This is a genomic window from Flavobacterium psychrophilum DSM 3660 = ATCC 49418 (assembly GCF_002217405.1).
Classification (GTDB): Bacteria; Bacteroidota; Bacteroidia; order Flavobacteriales; family Flavobacteriaceae; genus Flavobacterium; species Flavobacterium psychrophilum.
On the sequence record NZ_MUHE01000005.1, the window covers coordinates 1 to 20,254 of the forward strand.

Here is a 20,254-nt window from a genome sequence, read left to right on the forward strand (position 1 = left end):
ATCTCATAATTTGAATAACTTGATGAGATTCCTCGTTCCTCGGAATGACAAACTGTATGTTTTTTTTATCCCAGTAATTTTAAACTTTAAATGGTATTATATTGGTTTTTAATAGTTTTTATACCATCTCCATGAGTTCTAGCGCTTTTTTGATGCTTTTTACATTTTCGAAAGTTAACAACAACCTCAATCCATTTTTGGTTTCTTTTTCTTTCATTTTGCACAATTGCGGTTGTTTTTGTACAAATTGTAATACTTGATGAAAACGTTTCGATTGGTAATAATCACTTTGTTGGTCTGATACAAAATAACAAACCATTTTGCCTTGTTTGAGGATTAATTTTTCGACTCCAATTTGGGTAGCAATCCATTTTATTCGCAAGCTATTTAGCAAAGCAATAGCTTGTTTTGGTAAAGGTCCAAAACGATCTATGAGTTGTTTTTCGTATTCTAACAAACCATTTTCTTCTTTTATAATGGCTAAAGCATTATACAAAGCCAAACGTTCGGTCACGCTGTTTATGTAATCATCTGGAAACAACAATTCGAAATCAGAATCAATCTGTAAATCTTTTACATATTCTTTTTCTACTGTTTCATTGTCGTTTTCATACAAATCTTTAAATTCATTTTCTTTAAGTTCTTCAATGGCTTCGTTCATGATTTTCTGATAAGTATCAAAACCTATTTCGTTTATAAAGCCACTTTGCTCGCCACCTAATAAATCGCCTGCACCACGAATTTCAAGATCTTTCATAGCAATATTTAAACCACTTCCTAGTTCCGAAAATTGTTCTAAGGCTTGAATTCGTTTTCGAGCGTCTTCAGTCATCACAGAATATGGCGGACAAATAAAATAGCAAAAAGCTTTTTTATTACTTCGACCCACTCGTCCTCGCATTTGATGCAAATCGGATAATCCAAAATTATTGGCATTGTTAATAAAAATCGTATTCGCATTGGGAACATCTAATCCGCTTTCGATAATGGTTGTAGCGACCAGAACATCAAATTCGCCTTCCATAAAAGCGAGCATGAGTTCTTCGAGTTTCTTGCCATCCATTTGTCCGTGACCAATTCCTACTTTGGCATCAGGAACCAATCGCTGAATCATGCCAGCAACTTCCTTAATGTTTTCTATTCTATTATTAATAAAAAATACTTGTCCGCCACGTTCAATTTCGAACGAAATAGCATCACGAATCGTTTCTTCATTAAAACCAACCACATGGGTTTCGATAGGATAACGATTGGGCGGCGGTGTTGTAATGACCGATAAATCTCTGGCTGCCATGAGCGAAAACTGTAAAGTTCTCGGAATTGGAGTTGCTGTAAGTGTTAATGTATCTACGTTTTGGGTAATGGTTTTGAGTTTGTCTTTTACATTAACCCCAAATTTTTGTTCTTCATCTACAATAAGTAATCCTAAATCTTTAAAAATTACATTTTTGCTTACCAATTGATGCGTTCCTATAACAATATCTACTTTTCCAGCTTCTAAATCTTTGAGTGTTTCAGCTTTTTGCTTGGCGGTTTTAAATCTGTTGAGGTAATTTATAGTAACAGGCATGTCTTTTAACCTTTCGGTAAATGTGCGATAATGTTGGTATGCCAAAATTGTAGTTGGAACTAAAATAGCGACTTGTTTTCCGTTGTCAACTGCTTTAAATGCAGCTCGAATAGCGACTTCTGTTTTCCCGAAACCTACATCGCCACAAACCAACCTGTCCATTGGGCGATCACTTTCCATGTCGGCTTTTACTTCTTGTGTCGATTTTAACTGGTCTGGTGTGTCTTCATAAATAAACGAACTTTCTAGCTCGTGTTGCAAATAACTATCGGGCGCAAATGCAAATCCTTTGTCTAATCTGCGTTTGGCATACAATTGAATTAAGTTGAAAGCAATATGTTTTACTCGGGCTTTTGTTTTTTGTTTTAAAGCTTTCCAAGCGCCAGAACCTAATTTGTAAATTTTGGGTGGGGCGCCATCTTTACCTGTATATTTTGATATTTTGTGTAGCGAATGAATGCTTACATATACAATATCATTATCAGCATACGCTAGTTTTATTGCTTCTTGTGTTTTGCCTTCAACTTGTATTTTTTGCAGTCCACCAAATTTTCCAATTCCGTGATCAATATGTGTTACATAATCGCCAACTACCAGTGAAGTTAGTTCTTTGAGCGTGATGGTTTGTTTTTTAGAATACCCGTTTTTGATGCTAAATTTATGATAGCGTTCAAAAATTTGGTGGTCGGTATAACACGCAATTTGGTTTTCTTCATCAATAAAACCTTGATACAATGGCAAAACAATTGTTTCGTATTGTTTGGTTATTGTTTCGTGATTTTGCTCATCAAGACTCTCAAAAATATCATGAAAACGTTTGGCTTGTTGTTCGTTCGAACAAAATAAATAATTTTTGTAATTGTGTGCTTGGTTGTCTTTCAAATTATTTAATAACAAATCGAATTGCTTATTGAAGGAGGGTTGTGGTTTGATATGAAATTCGAAAGTTTCTGAGGTTCTAAAAGTAGGTTTTGAAGCCGTTTCGACCACACAAAAATTTAAGGCTTGCTTAATAAACTCTTTCTGATTTAGAAACAATTGTTCGGGCAAAGCGTGTTTGACATCTTTATTTAACTTCTCGAAAGTTTCTTCGGCTTTGCTAAATAATTTGTCTAATTGTGTTAATAATAAATCGGTATTTTGAATAAAAATAGTTGTTTTAGCATTGATATATTCTAGGAAACTTTCTCTGTTTTCTTGTAAAAATTTATTTTCGAAATTAGGAATAATCGCAATTTTATTTTTCTTTTCGATTGATAGTTGTGTGGCCACATCGAAAGTTCGAATACTATCTACTTCGTTACCAAAGAACTCGATTCGATACGGATTATCGTTCGAAAAAGAAAATACATCTAAAATGCCACCACGAACAGAAAACTCACCGGGTTCTGTAATAAAATCGACTCTTTTAAATTCGTATTCGAATAAAACTTCATTAATAAAATCGATAGAAACCAAATCGCCAACCGAAATTTTGAGTGTGTTTTTATCTAATTCCTTCTTGGTTACCACTTTCTCGAAAATAGCTTCTGGATAAGAAACAATAATGGCTGGTTTTTTGCGAGAATTGAGTCTGTTTAAAACTTCCGACCGAAGCAAAACATTTGCATTATCTGTATCTTCAATTTGATACGGTCTTCGGTAAGAACTTGGGTAAAACAACACATCTTGGTCGCTAACGAGTTGTTCTAAATCGTTCAGGATATAAGCGGCTTCTTCTTTTTCGTTACACAATAATAGAAAAGAATTTTCACTTTTTGCAAACAACGCTTCAATGACAAACGAAAATGACGAACCAACCAATCCTTTAATATGAATTTTGTTATCGCCTTTAATTGTTTTTAATAGATTAACAATTTTCGCTTGTTCGCTGTATTTCTTAGAGATGATTTTTGTGCTCAATGGGAATTATTTTATGCAAATATACTTTGATTTTTTTAATACAAATTTGTATCGTGTAAGTTTTAAATTTGTCCTGTTTTTTTGTTTATATTTGCGTTGAACTAAAAAACAAAAAATGTACGATTTTATTCAGAAATTTCACTCAGGCTGGGCATATTTTGCCTTATTACTTTTATTTTTAGCTTTTGCGAACAGTGCTTTGGGGTTCTTTTCTAAAAGAGAGTTTACCACAAAAGACAAAAAAATCGCATTATTTGCGCTTATAGTAACACACTTGCAACTTACCGTAGGATTTGTGTTGTATTTTCTTTCGCCTTTAGGTTTCTCAGTTTTTGGAGAGATGAAAAATGCTGCTTTGAGACTCACTTCGTTAGAGCATCCGCTGGTTAATGTTATAGCAATTACTCTAATTACAATTGGTTGGTCTAAACACAAAAAGGGATTAGAGAGCAAAACGAAATTTAAAAGTATTGCCGTATTTTATGGTTTGGGGTTATTATTGGTGTTAAGTAGAATTCCTTGGTCATTATGGTTTAAATAATTTAAAAAAGTCTTATTTGTTAAGGCTTTTTTTGTTTTTGGGTATAGTATTTGAGAAGTGTGTAATAATAATTAAATTAAAATTATGATAAAAGATAAATTTTTTTTGGTAATTACCACAACAATAGCAGTAATATTAATTTCTAGTTTTTCGTTTAAGAAATTCGACAAGCAATCTTTTTCTATAAGCCTCGTTAAGGATACCGTAAGGGTCGATACGGTAGCAATAGACAGTCTGCTTGTAGAAGGTAATTTTACCTATAAATTATACAAAAAGAAAGCTCACGCATCGTATTATGCTAAAAAATTTCACGGTAGGCGTACTGCAAGTGGCGTTCGTTTTGATAATAACAAACTTACCGCAGCCCATAAAAAATTCCCTTTTGGAACAAGGCTTCGTATAACAAATGAGCATAACGGAAAACATGTTATAGTCACAGTAACCGATCGTGGCCCTTTTGTAAAAGGTCGAGAAATTGATTTGTCTCGTAGGGCTTACATGGAAATGGCTTCTAATAAAAATGGAGGCGCAACATTAGTAACAATCGAAGTGATGAATAAAAAAAGGTTTTCTTACCAACTCCCGAAAGGATTGTTGTTTAAATAAGCGTTGTAATATTTGTTGTTTCCAGTAACTTCTTGTGCTAACCAACTGGGTTTTTCGAAACTTTCGTTTTCGTCATTCAGTTCAATTTCGGCAATAATTAAACCATTGTTTTGTTCGGCAAAAACATCAACTTCGTAGGTGTGTTTTCCGGAAGGAATTTCATATCTAATTTTGTCAATTACACCATTTTCGCAAATAGATAATAGTTTTTCAGCTTCGATTAATGGGATTTCAGTTTCCCATTCTAATCGAGTTGTTCCTGACTCGTTTCCTTTGCCTTTTATAGTCAGAAAGCCTTTGTTTGCCTTAATTCTTACACGAACTGTTCGCTCAGGATTAGAATTTAAGTAGCCTTGTACGATTCTGTTTTTGGCAACAGCCAAAGCTATGAAATCATTATTTGAAACTAAAAATTTACGTTCTATTTCTATCATTTTTCAGGGACTATTTTTGGCGTTATACGTTAATATTTTGTTTTTAGAGTAAAAAGCAAGAAATTTTCGTTGCAAAGGGTGTTTACGGAGCTCTTATTAAAATAAAAGTATAGTGAAGTAAACAGGTTTATGGGTTTTAGTTACCAAAGATACGATTTTTAAGAAAACAAATATCCTGTTTGTTATTTGACGTATGCTAAATGATAGGTTGTTTTTGTTTGCTGTAATAAAAAAAGGTGAAATTTTAATTTCACCTTTTTTCTCAAAAATATTCAATAAACTTAACCTACATGTGTAATGGCTAGGCTAAAGTATCTGGTTTTTTATTTGTTATCAAATTAAACCGTTGAATTGTATAAATACTCGTTAAACTGTATTTTTTTTCTTCTTTTAATATGCTCTTGCGTCTTTCCCTTCGTAGAAATTCATGAAAGCTCGGTTTACTACTCGGTTTCCGCCAGGTGTTGGGTAATCGCCAGTAAAATACCAATCGCCTAAATTTTTAGGGCAAGCGATATGTAAATCTTCTACGGTTTGAAAAATAATTTTTACTTTAGCTTTTACAGAATCTTCGGTAAGCATTTCGGCAATTTTATCTGAGATTTCTTGTGGTTCGAATGGTGCGTAAATTTCGGTTACAAAGTTTACAACAGCCTCGTCTTTTAGGTTTTCTTGCGCTTTACATTTGGTATAAACCTCGTCGATAATATGGTGTAAGTTCCTTTCTTTTAGCAATTCTAAGGCTGCTCTAAAAGCTACTAATCCTTCTAATTTTGCCATGTCTATGCCATAACAATCAGGATAGCGAATTTGTGGTGCAGAGGAAACTACAACGATGCTTTTTGGTTTCAAACGATCCATCATTTTTATGATGCTCATTTTTAGTGTAGTGCCACGAACAATGCTGTCATCTATAATTACAAGATTGTCTGTTGGTTTTATCACGCCATAAGTTACATCATATACGTGGGCAACTAAATCGTCTCGACTGCTGTCTTCGGTAATGAATGTTCGCAGTTTTGCATCTTTTATAGCTACTTTTTCGGTTCTAATTTTTACCGATAGTAATTCCTGAAGAGATTCGGTTGTAAGTGTGTCTTTGTTAGCAAGAATGTAATTGTTTTTTCTTTGGTTTAAAAAATCTTGCGCTGCTTCGACTAATCCGTAAAAAGAAGTTTCGGCAGTATTTGGGATATAAGAGAAAACGGTATTGTCAGTGTCATTATCTATCGCATTAAGAACAGCTGGAAGTATTAATTTTCCTAGGTTTTTTCGTTCCTGATATATTTCGGCATCGCTTCCACGAGAAAAATAAATTCTTTCGAAAGAACAGGCTTTTTTTACAGTTGGTGTAAGGATTTGTTCTTCAGATATTTTTCCGCTTTTTTTAATTATTAAAGCATTTCCTGGTTGTAATTCTTTAACTTTTTCGAAATCGACATTAAAAACAGTTTGTATTACTGGTCTTTCTGAAGCAACCACCACAATTTCATCATCTTGGTAATAATATGCTGGGCGAATTCCTGCTGGATCACGAAATACAAATCCGTCGCCATGACCTAATAATCCTGCCATCGCATAGCCGCCATCAAGATTTTTAGAGGCTCTTTTTAGTATTTTTACTAAATCGAGTCTTTCGGCAATAATAGCAGAAGCTTCTCTTTTTGAAAATCCTTCGTTCTTACAATCTTGGTATAAATTAGTTACTTCTTCATCTAAAAAATGGCCTATTTTTTCCATTACGGTAACGGTATCTGCCATTTCCTTTGGATGTTGTCCCAGCTCGATTAAGCTGTTAAAAAGTTCTTTAACATTGGTCATGTTAAAGTTTCCTGCTAAGAGTAAATTTCTGTGCATCCAATTGTTTTGGCGTAAGAAAGGATGTACGTTTTCGATGCTGTTTTTGCCAAAAGTTCCGTAGCGAACATGACCCAAGAATAATTCGCCTAAGTAGGGGATGTTTTCTTTTTGAAGGGCTACATTGTTTGCGTATTCTGGATTGGCAATCATTTCCTCGTTTATTCGAGAATTTATTTGTGCATAAACATCTTGTATTGCTTGCGCATCGTTAGATCGCACACGGCTAATGTAGCGTTCGCCTGGTTTCATGTCTAGTTTTATGCTAGCAAAACCAGCGCCATCTTGACCACGGTTGTGCTGTTTTTCCATTAACAGATACATTTTTTGTATGCCGTAGAAGGCCGTTCCGTATTTTTCTTTATAAAATTCTAGCGGTTTTAATAATCTTAAAAAAGCTATTCCGCATTCGTGTTTAATTGCATCACTCATTGGGTTGTGTTGTGATTTTGTAGTTATTGTTTAAATCGAAAACGCCCCGAAAATCCCGAGGCGTTCTTATTATAATGCTATTTCGAATTGTGTTAGAGATTTGAATTGCTTCAATCTTGCAACAACTTCTTCTTTGCTTAGTTTTAACATTCTTTCGGTTCCAAATTTCTCAACGCAGAACGATGCTAAGTTTGATCCGTGAATGATTGCAGTTTTCATGTTCTCGAAAGAAACATTTTCGCTTTGCGTGATAAATCCTGCAAATCCTCCTGCAAATGTGTCTCCTGCTCCAGTTGGATCGAAAACTTCTTCGAGTGGCAATGCTGGCGCAAAGAAAACTTCTTTGTCGTGAAAAATTAAGGCGCCATGCTCACCTTTTTTAATGACTACATATTTAGGTCCCATTGTGTGAATCTTTGCGGCTGCCTTAACTAGAGAATATTCGCCAGATAATTGGCGTGCTTCTTCATCGTTTATGGTAATAACATCGACACGTTTGATGACGTTTAGTAAATCTTCGAGAGCGCAATCCATCCAGAAATTCATAGTGTCTAAAACTACTAATTTTGGTTTTACTTCCATCTGATCTAAAACACTGCTCTGCACCATTGGATGCAAGTTTCCTAGCATAACAACATCGGCATTTTTAAAATTTTGAGGTACTTTAGGTTGAAAATCGGCTAGAACATTTAGTTCTGTAGCCAATGTGTCTCTAGAGTTTAAGTCGTTATGGTATTTTCCGCTCCAGAAAAAGGTTTTTCCTCCTTTTACTACTTCAAGACCTGAAATATCGATGTTTCTAGCAGTTAATAAGTCTAAATATTCTTGAGGGAAATCGTCTCCTACAACTGAAACTATTGCTGACTGTAAATTAAAATGTGACGCTGAAAGTCCTATATAAGTTCCTGCTCCACCTAAAATTTTATCTGTTTTTCCAAAAGGAGTTTCAATAGCATCGAAAGCAACAGTTCCTACGATTAAAAGTTTGTTCATTTTCTGAATTTCAAAATTATAGTGCAAAGATAGTTTTTAAGTTACAAAGTTACAACGGTTGAAAGTTGTAAAGTTTTTATAATAGTTTTGCTTCTTCTTTCTCGTAAAAAGCATCAACCGAAAGTGTTTTTTGGTTTGATGCAAAAACGGCTAATTGATCGCATCTTTCGTTTTGCGGATGGCTGTTGTGCCCTTTTATCCATTTAAAATCGACCTGGTGTTTTCTGTAAATAATGAGTAGGCGTTTCCATAAATCGGAATTTTTTCGGTCTTTAAAGCCTTTTTTTTCCCAGCCTAAAACCCATTTTTTCTCGACAGAATCTACCACGTATTTAGAATCCGAAACTACTAAAATCTTCATGTTTGGGTTTTTAAGTTTTTCTAAACCAACAATTACTGCCAACAATTCCATACGGTTATTTGTGGTGTGTCTAAAACCTTCATAAAACTCTTTTTTGAAAGCAGTGCCAACTAATTCCATTACAACGCCATAGCCTCCTGGGCCTGGGTTTCCTTTGGCAGCGCCATCGGTATATATGTGTACTTGGTAATTCAATTTAGGTTTTTGGTATTAGTAATTTTTCTATTTCTTTGGGAAAACATTCCATTTCTAGTTCATGAATTTTTACGGCAATTTCTTCGGGTGTTTTACAATTTGTAATTGAAACATTTTTTTGAAAAATAAATTCACCCTCGTCATAATTTTTATTCACATAATGAATGGTGATTCCGGTTTTTGTCTCTTTATTTTCTAGAACTGCTCTATGTACATTCATTCCGTACATTCCTTTTCCGCCATATTTTGGAAGCAATGCGGGATGAATGTTTATAATTTTATTAGGATAGGCTTCAATGATGCTTTCTGGAAATTTTAACAAAAAACCTGCTAAAACAATTAAATCGGGTTTTATTTTGTTTATTTTGTTTAAAATTGCGCCGTCAGAAAGTTGGGTTTTATCGAATACTTCGGTATGGGTTTTAAGCTGTTTTGCTTTTTCTAAAACCTTGGCATTTATGTTGTTAGTAAATACCGATGCGATGTTTACTTGATTATTATTTTTGAAATATAAAATAATATTTTCGGCATTAGACCCTGATCCCGAAGCAAATATTACAACCTTTTTCATTTATAGTGTTATTTATATTTCGCAAAAAAAAGAATAATAAATGATAATAAATAAAAATAATGGCTCTTTGTGAAAATATTTTTTTAAATTCGTTGTCAGATTTATTAACTAAAATGTGGTTTTAAGATAAAGTTTTTTATTTTTGCCATCAATTAAAATTTAAAATTAAAGATTATGTCAGACATTGCATCAAGAGTAAAAGCGATTATCGTAGACAAATTAGGCGTTGACGAAAACGAAGTTGTAACAGAAGCAAGCTTCACAAATGATTTAGGAGCTGATTCATTAGACACTGTTGAGCTAATTATGGAGTTTGAAAAAGAATTTGATATTCAAATTCCAGACGACCAAGCTGAAAACATTGCTACTGTAGGTCAAGCTATTTCTTACATCGAAGAAGCTAAAAAATAATATTTTCAAACATCTGTAAGTGAAATACCTTACAGGTGTTTTTTTATTTTTTAATGTCTTTAAAATCTTTTGTAGATTTGTAAAAAAAACACATATTGGTTGTATTACAATCATAAAAATATTTATATAATTCTAAAAAGACGCAACCCAAAAGACTTGAAGTTATGTCTTTAGATTTGTTTTTATTTTCGCTCAAAAAGGTGTATCTGAAAACAGTAAAATTTAATGACAACAAGACTTTTTTGTGTTTGATTTTTTGAATTACGACTTTAGGGTAATGCCTCATTGTTTCTTTTAGTAGTAATTAAAAGCACTTTGGGTTTTTTTTATATTAAACAAAACGAACTAAACTATGCAATTAAAGCGAGTAGTAGTAACAGGATTAGGTGCACTAACACCTATTGGAAATAATATTCAAGAATATTGGGAAGCACTAATAAGTGGAAAAAGTGGCGCTGCCCCAATTACTTATTATGATACCGAAAAACATAAGACTAAGTTTGCTTGCGAGCTAAAAAACTTCAATATTGAAGATTTTATGGATCGTAAAGAAGCTAGAAGAATGGATAAATTTGCTCAATATGCTGTTGCTGCGAGTGAAGAAGCTATAAAAGATGCTGGAATAACTGATGCCAATGTAGACAAACATAGAGTTGGTGTTATTTGGGGTGCTGGAATAGGCGGTTTAGGAACTTTTCAAGAAGAGGTTTTAAGCTATGCTAAAGGAGATGGCACACCAAGATTTAACCCTTTCTTTATTCCAAAAATGATTGCCGATATTGCTCCTGCTCATATTTCTATGAGAAATGGCTTTATGGGACCAAATTATACTACAGTTTCTGCTTGTGCTTCTTCTGCAAACGCATTAATCGATGCTTTCAATTATATTCGATTGGGTATGTGTGATGTAATTATCTCTGGAGGTTCAGAAGCTGCTGTAACTATTGCAGGTATGGGCGGATTTAATTCGATGCAAGCCTTATCCACAAGGAACGACAGCCCAGAAACTGCTTCAAGACCATTTGACGCAACGCGCGACGGATTTGTTCTTGGTGAAGGTGCTGGTGCCTTAGTTCTTGAAGAATATGAACATGCAATTGCTCGTGGCGCAAAGATATATTGTGAAGTTGGTGGTGGCGGTATGTCATCTGATGCGTATCACCTAACTGCACCACACCCAGAGGGATTGGGCGTTATTGCAGTAATGAACAATACACTTCGTGATGCGGGTATGAAGCCTGAAGAGGTAGATCACATTAACACACACGGAACCTCAACACCGCTTGGAGATGTTGCAGAATTGAAAGCGATAAGTCATGTTTTTGGTGCTCATGCTAAAAACATTAATATCAATTCGACAAAATCGATGACAGGGCATTTACTTGGTGCCGCTGGTGCTATCGAAGCGATTGCTTCGGTATTGTCTATCAAACACGGTATTGTTCCTCCCACAATAAACCACACAACTGTAGATGAAAACATTAACCCAGAATTAAACTTAACCCTAAATGTTGCTCAAAAAAGAGACGTAAAAGTGGCTATGAGTAATACTTTTGGTTTTGGTGGTCACAATGCGTGTGTTTTGTTTAAAAAAATAGATTAATTACTCTTATGAGTTTTATTAAAAAAATATTTTTAAGTTCCCGTTCTTCAGAGGACGGGCTTTTTTTTAGTAAACTCGAAAAAATATTAGGATTTAAACCTTTAAATCTTACTCATTTTCGCAGAGCCTTTACCCATCGATCAATGAATAAGTTAGATGAAAAAGGAAATCCAATGAATTATGAGCGGCTAGAATTTATGGGCGATGCTATGCTGGGAAGTGTTATTGCAGCTCATTTATTTAATATGTCTCCTACAGGCGATGAAGGATATTTAACTAAAATGAGATCTAAAATTGTAAGTCGTGAACACTTAAACGAATTAGGAAAAGATCTTAATCTGATACAGTTTTTGGAAAGCAAAGTAACACTTCAGAATTTTGGAGAAAACATACACGGCAATCTTTTTGAAGCTTTTGTTGGAGCGATTTACCTTGATAGAGGTTTTGTGTATTGCGAGAAATTTATTCATAAAAAAGTCATCAAACCTTATGTAGATATCGATAAGTTAGAAGGCAAAGTTATTAGCTACAAAAGCTTACTTATAGAGTGGTGTCAGAAAGAAAAAAGGGTATTTCATTACGATATTTATGAAGATGAAGATGCAGGGAAACTAAAATATTTTGGTGTAAAACTAAGTATTGATGGTAAAGTTGTTGCAAAAGCCCGAGCCACATCAAAAAAGAAAGCAGAAGAAATTGCCTCTAAAAGAGGGTATTTTGTATTCCAGTCAGAAATAGACGGAAAATAACTCATTGTTTCTGAAATATTACAGGATTTATAAATTTAACAAAAACCTAATTTTGTTAACTGTTTTTAACCAATAGAAACGCTATCTTTACACCTAATTTTTTTGGGTTTCATGGCGATTCATAAATTACATCTCGAGGATTTTGACCAAGTCGATTATAACCTAATTGCCATTCATACCTCGCAAGAAGATTACAAACTAGCATTTAAACTAAACCAGAAATTAACTATTTCTCTTAGTAAAAATGAAAACGAAATTCCCGTAAAAATTCAGGAGCAACTAACTCATTTTTCTCGTTTTACTTACGATGATGAAGAGAAAATGGTGGCTTGGGATTTAATTCAGAACAAACAAAAAATAGATTTGCCAGTCGAAAATTTGCCAACTAATTTGTTTGAAAATAAAAATTTTACAAGACGAGTTTCTTTGCTTTCCGAGCTGAAAAAAGTAGATTTTTTTCTAAAAATAGCGCATGATTCTCAATACAAAATAAAAGATATTATAAGCAAAATAAACAAAATTGATTCTATAAGTGCCGTTTATGAAATAGATGCAAACGAAATAAAATCAAAAAATAATTTAATTTTTTAAAAAATGTTAACAAATAAAAAAACTAAAATTGTAGCTACACTTGGTCCAGCATGTAGCACAAAAGAAGTCATAAATGAAATGATTATAGCTGGAGTGAATGTTTTTAGAATTAATTTTTCGCATGCAGACTACGATGATGTAAAATCTAAAATAAATATAATTCGAGAATTAAATGAAGAGTTTGGTTATACAACTGCCATTCTTGGAGACCTACAAGGACCTAAACTTCGAGTAGGAGTGATGAAAGAAGATGTTGTGGTAAATCCTGGTGATATTATCACTTTTCAGACCGCAGAGGATGTTCCAGGAACGGCTCATAGCGTTTATATGAATTATAAAGAATTTCCAAAAGATGTAAATCCAGGCGAAAAAATACTTCTAGACGACGGAAAACTAATGTTTGAAGCCATAGAAACCAATAGGACTACCGAGGTAATTTGTAAAGTAATACAAGGCGGACCATTAAAATCTAAAAAAGGGGTAAATCTTCCCAATACAAAGGTTTCGCTTCCTGCATTAACAAAAAAAGATATAAAAGATGCTCTTTTTGCTATCGAACAAAAAGTAGATTGGATAGCACTTTCTTTTGTAAGAACGGCCGAAGATTTAATGGAACTACAGGATTTAATCGCAAAACATTCTGAGCATAAAATTCCGATTATTGCCAAAATAGAAAAACCTGAAGGTGTAGCAAACATCGATAAAATTGTAGCGCATTGCGATGGACTAATGGTGGCTCGTGGCGATTTAGGAGTAGAGGTTCCTGCTCACGAAGTTCCATTAATACAAAAAAAATTAATACACAGAGCAAAAACGGCTCGAATTCCCGTAATTGTAGCCACACAAATGATGGAAACTATGATTACAAGTCTTACGCCAACTCGTGCTGAAGTAAATGATGTTGCTAATTCTGTAATGGATGGTGCTGATGCCGTAATGCTTTCAGGCGAAACATCAGTAGGAAGTTATCCTGTTCAGGTTATCGAGCAGATGACCCAAATTATTGAGGCTGTAGAAGATTCGCCACTTATTCAAGTGCCACAAAACACACCGCAAATTCGTACCAATCGTTTTATTACAAAAACCATTTGTCACCACGCTGCAACTATGGCAAATGTAATTAAAGCCAAAGCAATTTGTACCTTAACTAATAGTGGATACACGGCTTTTCAGATTTCTGCATGGAGGCCATCGGCTCATATTTTAGTTTTTACTTCTAATAAAAGCATCCTAACCCAACTTAATTTACTTTGGGGTGTAAAATCTTTTTATTATGACAAATTTGTAAGTACTGATGATACAATAATCGATATAAATGAGATAGCACGTGTAAAAGGCTTTGTCGAAAAAGGAGATTTCTTAATAAATTTAGCAGCCATGCCAGTAACCGAAAAAGGAATGGTAAATACGCTCAGAGTTTCGGAGATTGAGTAATTAAAATAAGCGCCCCATCAAAATTAAATTGAGGGGCGTTTTTTTTTTGCAGTATCCTAAACAAAACATAGTATGACAATATATACACCAACTATTGCGGTGTTTTTAAAATTAAACGGGTATTGGTTTTTTAACTTTATTACTTATTGATGATAATTACATATAACTCAAAATTTCTTTCTTGTAAGTGTCGTATTCTCCTTGAAGAATTAAACCGTTGTCGAGTAATTTTTTGTAGTTCTGTAATTTTTCGAACAATTCATCTTGAGAAAAATCAGCTAATTTTTTCTCGGTACTTGTTGTATTTATGGGCTCAGAAAAAGTTGGAACTACAGGCATAATTTCGGAAAAATTAGTTACCTCTTCTGTTTCTAACTCCTCAATAATTTCTTCTTCGTAAGGAATTGTATTCGAAACAGGAATGGGTTCTTCAGGGGTAATTTCTTCAATGATTGAAGCAATAACAACGGGGTTTTTTAGTAAATCTATTTGTTCTTTTGCAAAAGTGTGTAGTTTTCTTGCTTGGTTTTTCGGAATATAATCGATACTAATAACCAACTCGGTTTTTGTAGAAAATGAAAATTCAGAACCTAAAATATTCTCTTTTACAAATGCTCCTGCAATATCATCCCAGTCATAATCTATAAAATCCATAGACAAACCTAAGTTTTTAGGCTTGCATACAATGATTCTTTTATTAGTCATTACAATGCTGTCTGGCAAAACGGTAATAGCTGGTTTTTTTTGTACGCCAATATAACCCACTTCTTCGTTTTTCATTAGCAAAGATTCTAGTTTTGCTGTAATTTTCTCTATCGCTTTTGGGTCTTGGTCTTCGTTTAGTATTTTCTTTAAATTATCTATCATTTTTTATTTTAAAATTGGTTATTCGTGTTGGTTATTCTAAATTAGAATAACAAAAGTAATTCCTTTTTTTAATTATTAAATTTCGTTTTGAACTTTTTTAGTCAAACTTTTAAAAACCAATTCATACGAATGATTTATTAACTCATATATCATTTTAGAGGAGATATCTTTGTTAAAACTGACCAAATTCCAATGTACTTTGCTCATGTGATAGCCTGGTTTAACAGCTTCGTATTCTGCCCTAAGTTCGAGTGCTTTTTCGGGATTACATTTCAAATTTAACGAAGGATTTCCGTTTTCAAATCCTTTTAATGAGGTTACACAAAACATTTTTGCACCAACTTTAAAGACCAATGTGTCTTTATCGAAAGGAAAATGTTCGGTTGCTCCTTTTTTAGACAGGCAAAATTCGTAGAGTTCTTGAATGTTCATGAGTATTAAATCTTAAATAATATAGGTTTGCTTGGGCTGGCATCATTCTCAAACGGTGCTATTTGAAGGTTTAGTATATAACTACCGTCTAGTATTGTATTGTCTGCATAAATTAATTCGGTAATAGTGCAGTTTAGCCTAGCGTCTTCGTTTAGATTATTCACATCTTTTACATTCCAAAAGGCTTTGTGTGCTAACAATTTCCCTTCATCTTCTTCTCGGTCTACACTTGGTAAATCGATTAGCAAATGTTGAATCCCGATTTCTCGAATAAAAACTGCTGCCTCTTGAGCCAAATATGGCGGATTGGTATGTGAATATTTCTTGTGCTTTTTTTCTTCTATATTAGGTAAGGTTCTAATGACAATGGCTTCGGGCGTTTTTTTGTTTAAAGCATTTTTTATTTGTTCTTTAGTTATCACTAAATCTCCATTGATGGTTTTCGGTTTGACCGAAATTAATTCGGCAGTAAAAAAAAACTGTTTTAAACACTGATTGATACTATAAAAAGCGTTCGTGATATGGCCTAAACATTCGGTATGCGTACCGTGTCCGTGCGGATTGAAAAATATATTGTTAAAATTTGTTGATGATTTTCCTTCCGAAACCTTGCCTATCCAGTCGCCTACCGTTACAGGTTCGATCTCTGGTTTGTTGAGATACCAAGCGATAGGGTTTTTGTCTGTATTGGTTAACGGTATGGAAATATCGATTGGTTTTGACAAATCGATTTCTTGATTGTTTATTATTGCTTTCATTTTTTAAACACTAAGTTTACAAAGGATTTTACAAGGGTTGCAAAGTTTTGTGTGCTTTGCACTTTCTATTTGTGGCTAAATTATTCCAAATCTAAGTAAAATAAATCGGACGCAATTCCATCACAAAAGAATTTTCCTTTTCTGGTTGTTCGTAAAATATTATTTTCTAAAATAAGCTTTGTATCGTCTAAATACTTTTGTGTATTTTTTAGGAGGTATTTGAGGTATTTTTCTCCAAATTCGCTTTCAATTTTATTTAAAGAAACACCCCAAATAGTTCGCAAGCCAGTCATTATATATTCGTTGTATTTGTCAGTTTTTGATAAAGTTTCGGTTTCAGAAGGTAATGTATTTTCGGAAATCGATTTTAAATAACGCCCATTGTTAGACAAATTCCAACTGCGGTTTTTCCCATCATAACTGTGTGCCGAGGGGCCAACTCCTATGTACTTTTTGCCCAACCAATATGCCGAATTGTTTTTAGAAAAATAGTTCTCTTTTCCGAAATTAGACAGTTCGTAATGAATAAATTTATTTGTTTCTAGAGTGTCAACTAATATTAAAAACTGCTCATGGGCCATAGCATCATCAAGTTGTGGCATCATTCCGTCTTTGATAAACTTGTGTAAAGCTGTTTTGGGTTCGACCGTTAAAGCATAACTCGAAATGTGCGGAATATTCAAATCTAAAGCAATTTTAATATTTTCTAGCCATCGTTCGTTACTCATTCCTGGTGTTCCGTATATTAAATCGACCGAGATATTATCGAAATATTGCGTGGCTATTTCCAAACATTTTTTGGCTTCCGCCGAATTATGTGCCCGATTCATTAATTGTAAATCTTCTTCGAAAAAAGATTGAATTCCTATACTTAATCTGTTTATTGGTGTTTTTGATAATTCGATAATTCGATTTTCTGACAAATCATCAGGATTGGCTTCTATTGTAATTTCTGTGTTTTGGGAAACGTTGTAATTAGAGTACACTTGATTAATCAGAAAAATTAAATCAGAAACATTTAATAAGGAAGGCGTTCCTCCTCCAAAATAAATGGTTTCTATTGTTTGGTTTTTAAACTCATTTTTACGCATTGCAATTTCTTTGGCAATAGCCAAAACCATTTCATCTTTCTTTTTTAATGAGGTAGAAAAATGAAAGTCACAATAATGACAAGCTTGCTTGCAGAATGGAATGTGGATGTAAATGCCTGCCAAAATTATTTTTTTACTCGTTCTTCATTCTGTTTTACAAAAGCGTCCCAACCTGTATAGCTTGTGGTGCCAATTACTTTTCCAGAATTAAAAAAATGACAAACTGCTGCGGCTAAACCATCGGTGCTGTCTAGGTTTTTAGGTAATTCTTTTAGTCCTAATAATTGTTGCAACATTTTTGCCACTTGCTCTTTGCTGGCATTTCCGTTTCCAGTAATCGCCATTTTTATTTTCTTGGGTTCGTATTCTGTAATAGGGATATCTCTAGAGAGTCCTGCCGCCATGGCAACACCTTGCGCTCTTCCTAACTTGAGCATAGATTGTACGTTTTTGCCAAAAAATGGCGCTTCGATGGCAATTTCGTCTGGGTTGTGGGTATCAATTAGTTCGATAGTTCTTTCAAAAATTACTTTTAGTTTCTGATAATGGTTGTCGTATTTGCTTAAAATTAATTCGTTGAGTTGCAGAAACTCCATTTTTTTGTTAATGATTTTGATGAGTCCGAAACCCATAATCGTTGTTCCTGGGTCTATTCCTAATATGATCCGTTCGTTTGCCAATGTTTTATTTGAAAGTTTAAAGTTTAAAGTTTAAAGTTTTGTTTCTTTGTGCCAATGATTTCAATTTCTCACAAAGCTAAACAATTCCTTATACTTGCCATCAAACTTTCGATTGTTGTTGCTGCATTTTATTTTATTTATCACCAATTGGCCACTAATGATAAGTTAGATTGGACTAAATTTATTGTTTTGTTTAAAAAAAAGCAATCTGTTTTAGGTATCGTTTTTATATTATTTTTGAGTTTTGTTAACAGATTTTTTGAAATTTTGAAATGGCAAAATTTAGTTTCTTCGTTTAAAATAATTAGTCTTGGCGAAGCTACAAAACAAGTTTTAGCATCGCTTACTGCTGGTATTTTTACGCCAAACGGTATTGGGGAGTATGCAGGAAAAACTTTGTATTTTGAGAAAAGTAATGCCAAGAAAATAATATTTCTAAATCTTCTTTGCAACGGAATACAATTAATCCTGACAATTATTTTGGGTACAATTGGACTTTTGTTTTTGGGTTATACGTTTTGGGGTTTTGCTATACTGGTTTTTGTTTTGGTTTTTTTGGTTTTTTGTTTTTTTTCGAAAAAAATACAGTTAAAAGGGTATTCTCTAGAAAATTTGCTCTCGAAAATTAATGAAATTCCCAAAAAAATTCATAAGAAGAATATCGTTTTAGGAGCAGTTCGTTACCTTGTGTTTTCGCATCAATATTATTTTTTGTTTGTGGCTTTCGATGTTCATTTGCCGTATTTTACACTCATGGCAACTATTGCAACAGTTTATTTTTTGGCCTCATCGCTGCCTAGTTTTCAGTTTTTAGATTTTGCTATAAAAGGTAGCGTGGCTGTTTTTTTCTTTTCTTTATTAGGTGTAAATGAATGGATTGTGGTTTTTGTAACCACACTTATGTGGTTTTTAAATGTGGTAATTCCTGTAATTATAGGTGGTTTTTATGTTTTAAATTTTAAGCCACAATGGAAATTGTAAATTACATTTTTGCTTGCATTACGATTTATTATTTGCTAAATATTATTTGGTTAATTTACGGATTTACGAAAGTAAAACCTTTTGACAATGAAAATGTGTCACCAAAAACCAGGTTTTCTATTGTAGTTCCGTTTAGAAATGAGCAGGATAATTTGCCAAAACTTTTGTTGTGTATTGATCAATTAAATTATCCAAAGGATCTGTTTGAAGTGATTTTAGTTGATGACGATTCAGAGGAGGAATTACAAATTACAAATTACGAATTGCAAATTATAATAGTGCACAATATTAGGGTTTCTAATTCTCCAAAAAAAGATGCTATAAATACGGCAATAGCTATTGCTAAAAATGATTGGGTTATTACTACTGATGCCGATTGTTTGGTTGGGCCGAATTGGCTTTCTACGTTTGATGCGTTTATACAAAAGAATAAGCCTAAAATGGTTGCGGCGGGTGTTTTTTATAAAACAAATTCTGGTTTTTTAGATGCTTTTCAGCAATTAGATTTTTTGAGTTTGCAAGGTACAACCATAGGGAGTTTTGGGAACAACCAGGCTTTTATATGTAATGGGGCCAATTTTTGTTATCAAAAAGCTTTTTTTTATGAATTAAATGGTTTTGATGGGAATGATACAATTGCTAGTGGCGACGATGTTTTTTTGTTGCAGAAAGCTATTCAGAAAGCCAAAAATGAGGTTTGTTTCTTAAAATCGGAATGGGCAATTGTGCAAACTAAATCAGAAAAAACTTGGAAATATTTATTTAATCAAAGGGTTCGTTGGGCAAGTAAAACTGGGAATTATAATGGTTTGTATAGTATGCAATTGGGGGTTTCTGTTTTGTTGATGAATCTTTTTTGGGTTCTAGGTTTTTTGTTTTTTGTTTTGGGAATGATTAATCTTAATTGTTTTGTATTACTCTTGTTTTCGAAATTTATTGTTGATTTCTTTTTGCTTTATAAAGCGAGTTCTTTTTTTAAAGCGAGTTTAAATTATCTTTTGTTTGGTAGTTTGTTGTATCCTTTGTTTTGCGTTGTGGTTGGGTTTTATTCTTTTTTTGGTAGTTATTCTTGGAAAGGAAGGGTTTTTTATAAATAGTTTTGTTTTTTGCCCAAATGCCCTAGCCCTGATAGTAGTGGAAATCCTCGCCATTTTTCTTGGCGAGATTGTAACGGATAGCAGGATTGGCTCCTAAA

The 20,254-nt window shown here is 33.5% G+C and carries 20 protein-coding genes; 9 read left to right on the top strand and 11 right to left on the bottom strand.

The genetic code is table 11. The features are described from left to right. Positions 1–118: 118 nt before the first annotated feature. Positions 119–3,427 carry a transcription-repair coupling factor gene (mfd, locus tag B0A57_RS00570; protein ID WP_394797937.1) on the bottom strand — a complete coding sequence of 1,103 codons (3,309 nt, stop codon included), beginning with the start codon at positions 3,425–3,427 and terminating at the stop codon, positions 119–121. Between the two features lie 160 nt (positions 3,428–3,587). Between mfd and B0A57_RS00575 the strand changes: the two genes are divergently transcribed. Then, the gene (locus tag B0A57_RS00575) at positions 3,588–4,013 is read left to right on the top strand and encodes a hypothetical protein (protein ID WP_034097341.1); all 426 of its coding nucleotides are present in this window, start codon (positions 3,588–3,590) and stop codon (positions 4,011–4,013) included. An 84-nt stretch (positions 4,014–4,097) separates the two neighbouring features. Beyond that, positions 4,098–4,619, top strand: a complete 522-nt coding sequence (locus B0A57_RS00580) for a septal ring lytic transglycosylase RlpA family protein (RefSeq protein WP_034097343.1) — start codon at positions 4,098–4,100, stop codon at positions 4,617–4,619. On the opposite strand, the gene B0A57_RS00585 is transcribed toward B0A57_RS00580, so the two are convergent. From B0A57_RS00585 to purN, 5 genes are all read right to left on the bottom strand, one after another. After that, positions 4,586–5,053 carry a CYTH domain-containing protein gene (locus tag B0A57_RS00585; RefSeq protein ID WP_034097345.1) on the bottom strand — a complete coding sequence of 156 codons (468 nt, stop codon included), beginning with the start codon at positions 5,051–5,053 and terminating at the stop codon, positions 4,586–4,588. The genes B0A57_RS00580 and B0A57_RS00585 overlap by 34 nt on opposite strands. A 390-nt stretch (positions 5,054–5,443) precedes the next feature. Further along, positions 5,444–7,342 carry an amidophosphoribosyltransferase gene (locus tag B0A57_RS00590; protein WP_011962373.1) on the bottom strand — a complete coding sequence of 633 codons (1,899 nt, stop codon included), beginning with the start codon at positions 7,340–7,342 and terminating at the stop codon, positions 5,444–5,446. Between the two features lie 69 nt (positions 7,343–7,411). Continuing rightward, complete coding sequence (locus tag B0A57_RS00595) at positions 7,412–8,335, bottom strand: PfkB family carbohydrate kinase (RefSeq protein ID WP_034097347.1); 924 nt, start codon at positions 8,333–8,335, stop codon at positions 7,412–7,414. 76 nt (positions 8,336–8,411) lie between these two features. Then, positions 8,412–8,891 carry a ribonuclease HI gene (gene rnhA, locus B0A57_RS00600; RefSeq protein ID WP_034097349.1) on the bottom strand — a complete coding sequence of 160 codons (480 nt, stop codon included), beginning with the start codon at positions 8,889–8,891 and terminating at the stop codon, positions 8,412–8,414. A gap of 1 nt (position 8,892) precedes the next feature. Continuing rightward, entirely contained in the window at positions 8,893–9,462 is a 570-nt protein-coding gene (gene purN / locus B0A57_RS00605; protein ID WP_011962376.1) for a phosphoribosylglycinamide formyltransferase, read from the bottom strand. A 174-nt stretch (positions 9,463–9,636) separates the two neighbouring features. Between purN and B0A57_RS00610 the strand changes: the two genes are divergently transcribed. From B0A57_RS00610 to pyk, 5 genes are all read left to right on the top strand, one after another. Then, positions 9,637–9,873, top strand: coding sequence for an acyl carrier protein (locus B0A57_RS00610; protein ID WP_007137004.1), 237 nt, complete (start codon positions 9,637–9,639; stop codon positions 9,871–9,873). Between the two features lie 352 nt (positions 9,874–10,225). Then, on the top strand, positions 10,226–11,476 hold the full coding sequence (gene fabF, locus B0A57_RS00620; RefSeq protein WP_034097358.1) for a beta-ketoacyl-ACP synthase II: 1,251 nt from the start codon (positions 10,226–10,228) through the stop codon (positions 11,474–11,476). 8 nt (positions 11,477–11,484) lie between these two features. Further along, complete coding sequence (gene rnc, locus B0A57_RS00625) at positions 11,485–12,225, top strand: ribonuclease III (RefSeq protein ID WP_011962378.1); 741 nt, start codon at positions 11,485–11,487, stop codon at positions 12,223–12,225. Positions 12,226–12,336: 111 nt separating this feature from the next. Beyond that, positions 12,337–12,816, top strand: coding sequence for an IPExxxVDY family protein (locus tag B0A57_RS00630; RefSeq protein ID WP_011962379.1), 480 nt, complete (start codon positions 12,337–12,339; stop codon positions 12,814–12,816). 3 nt (positions 12,817–12,819) lie between these two features. Further along, positions 12,820–14,250, top strand: a complete 1,431-nt coding sequence (gene pyk / locus B0A57_RS00635) for a pyruvate kinase (RefSeq protein ID WP_011962380.1) — start codon at positions 12,820–12,822, stop codon at positions 14,248–14,250. A gap of 156 nt (positions 14,251–14,406) precedes the next feature. On the opposite strand, the gene B0A57_RS00640 is transcribed toward pyk, so the two are convergent. From B0A57_RS00640 to ruvC, 5 genes are all read right to left on the bottom strand, one after another. Beyond that, positions 14,407–15,117, bottom strand: a complete 711-nt coding sequence (locus B0A57_RS00640) for a PH domain-containing protein (RefSeq protein ID WP_011962381.1) — start codon at positions 15,115–15,117, stop codon at positions 14,407–14,409. A 75-nt stretch (positions 15,118–15,192) separates the two neighbouring features. Beyond that, complete coding sequence (locus tag B0A57_RS00645) at positions 15,193–15,549, bottom strand: MmcQ/YjbR family DNA-binding protein (RefSeq protein WP_034097360.1); 357 nt, start codon at positions 15,547–15,549, stop codon at positions 15,193–15,195. Positions 15,550–15,554: 5 nt separating this feature from the next. Then, the gene (locus tag B0A57_RS00650) at positions 15,555–16,307 is read right to left on the bottom strand and encodes a cyclase family protein (protein WP_011962383.1); all 753 of its coding nucleotides are present in this window, start codon (positions 16,305–16,307) and stop codon (positions 15,555–15,557) included. Positions 16,308–16,387: 80 nt separating this feature from the next. Then, positions 16,388–17,521 carry a radical SAM family heme chaperone HemW gene (hemW, locus tag B0A57_RS00655; protein WP_011962384.1) on the bottom strand — a complete coding sequence of 378 codons (1,134 nt, stop codon included), beginning with the start codon at positions 17,519–17,521 and terminating at the stop codon, positions 16,388–16,390. 2 nt (positions 17,522–17,523) lie between these two features. Further along, positions 17,524–18,078, bottom strand: coding sequence for a crossover junction endodeoxyribonuclease RuvC (ruvC, locus tag B0A57_RS00660; RefSeq protein WP_011962385.1), 555 nt, complete (start codon positions 18,076–18,078; stop codon positions 17,524–17,526). A 54-nt stretch (positions 18,079–18,132) separates the two neighbouring features. Between ruvC and B0A57_RS00665 the strand changes: the two genes are divergently transcribed. Next, positions 18,133–19,059 (top strand): lysylphosphatidylglycerol synthase domain-containing protein, encoded by a 927-nt coding sequence (locus B0A57_RS00665; RefSeq protein ID WP_011962386.1) that lies wholly within the window; start codon positions 18,133–18,135, stop codon positions 19,057–19,059. Continuing rightward, complete coding sequence (locus B0A57_RS00670; protein ID WP_034097362.1) at positions 19,047–20,156, top strand: glycosyltransferase family 2 protein; 1,110 nt, start codon at positions 19,047–19,049, stop codon at positions 20,154–20,156. The genes B0A57_RS00665 and B0A57_RS00670 overlap by 13 nt, the downstream gene beginning before the upstream one ends. Positions 20,157–20,254 lie beyond the last annotated feature (98 nt).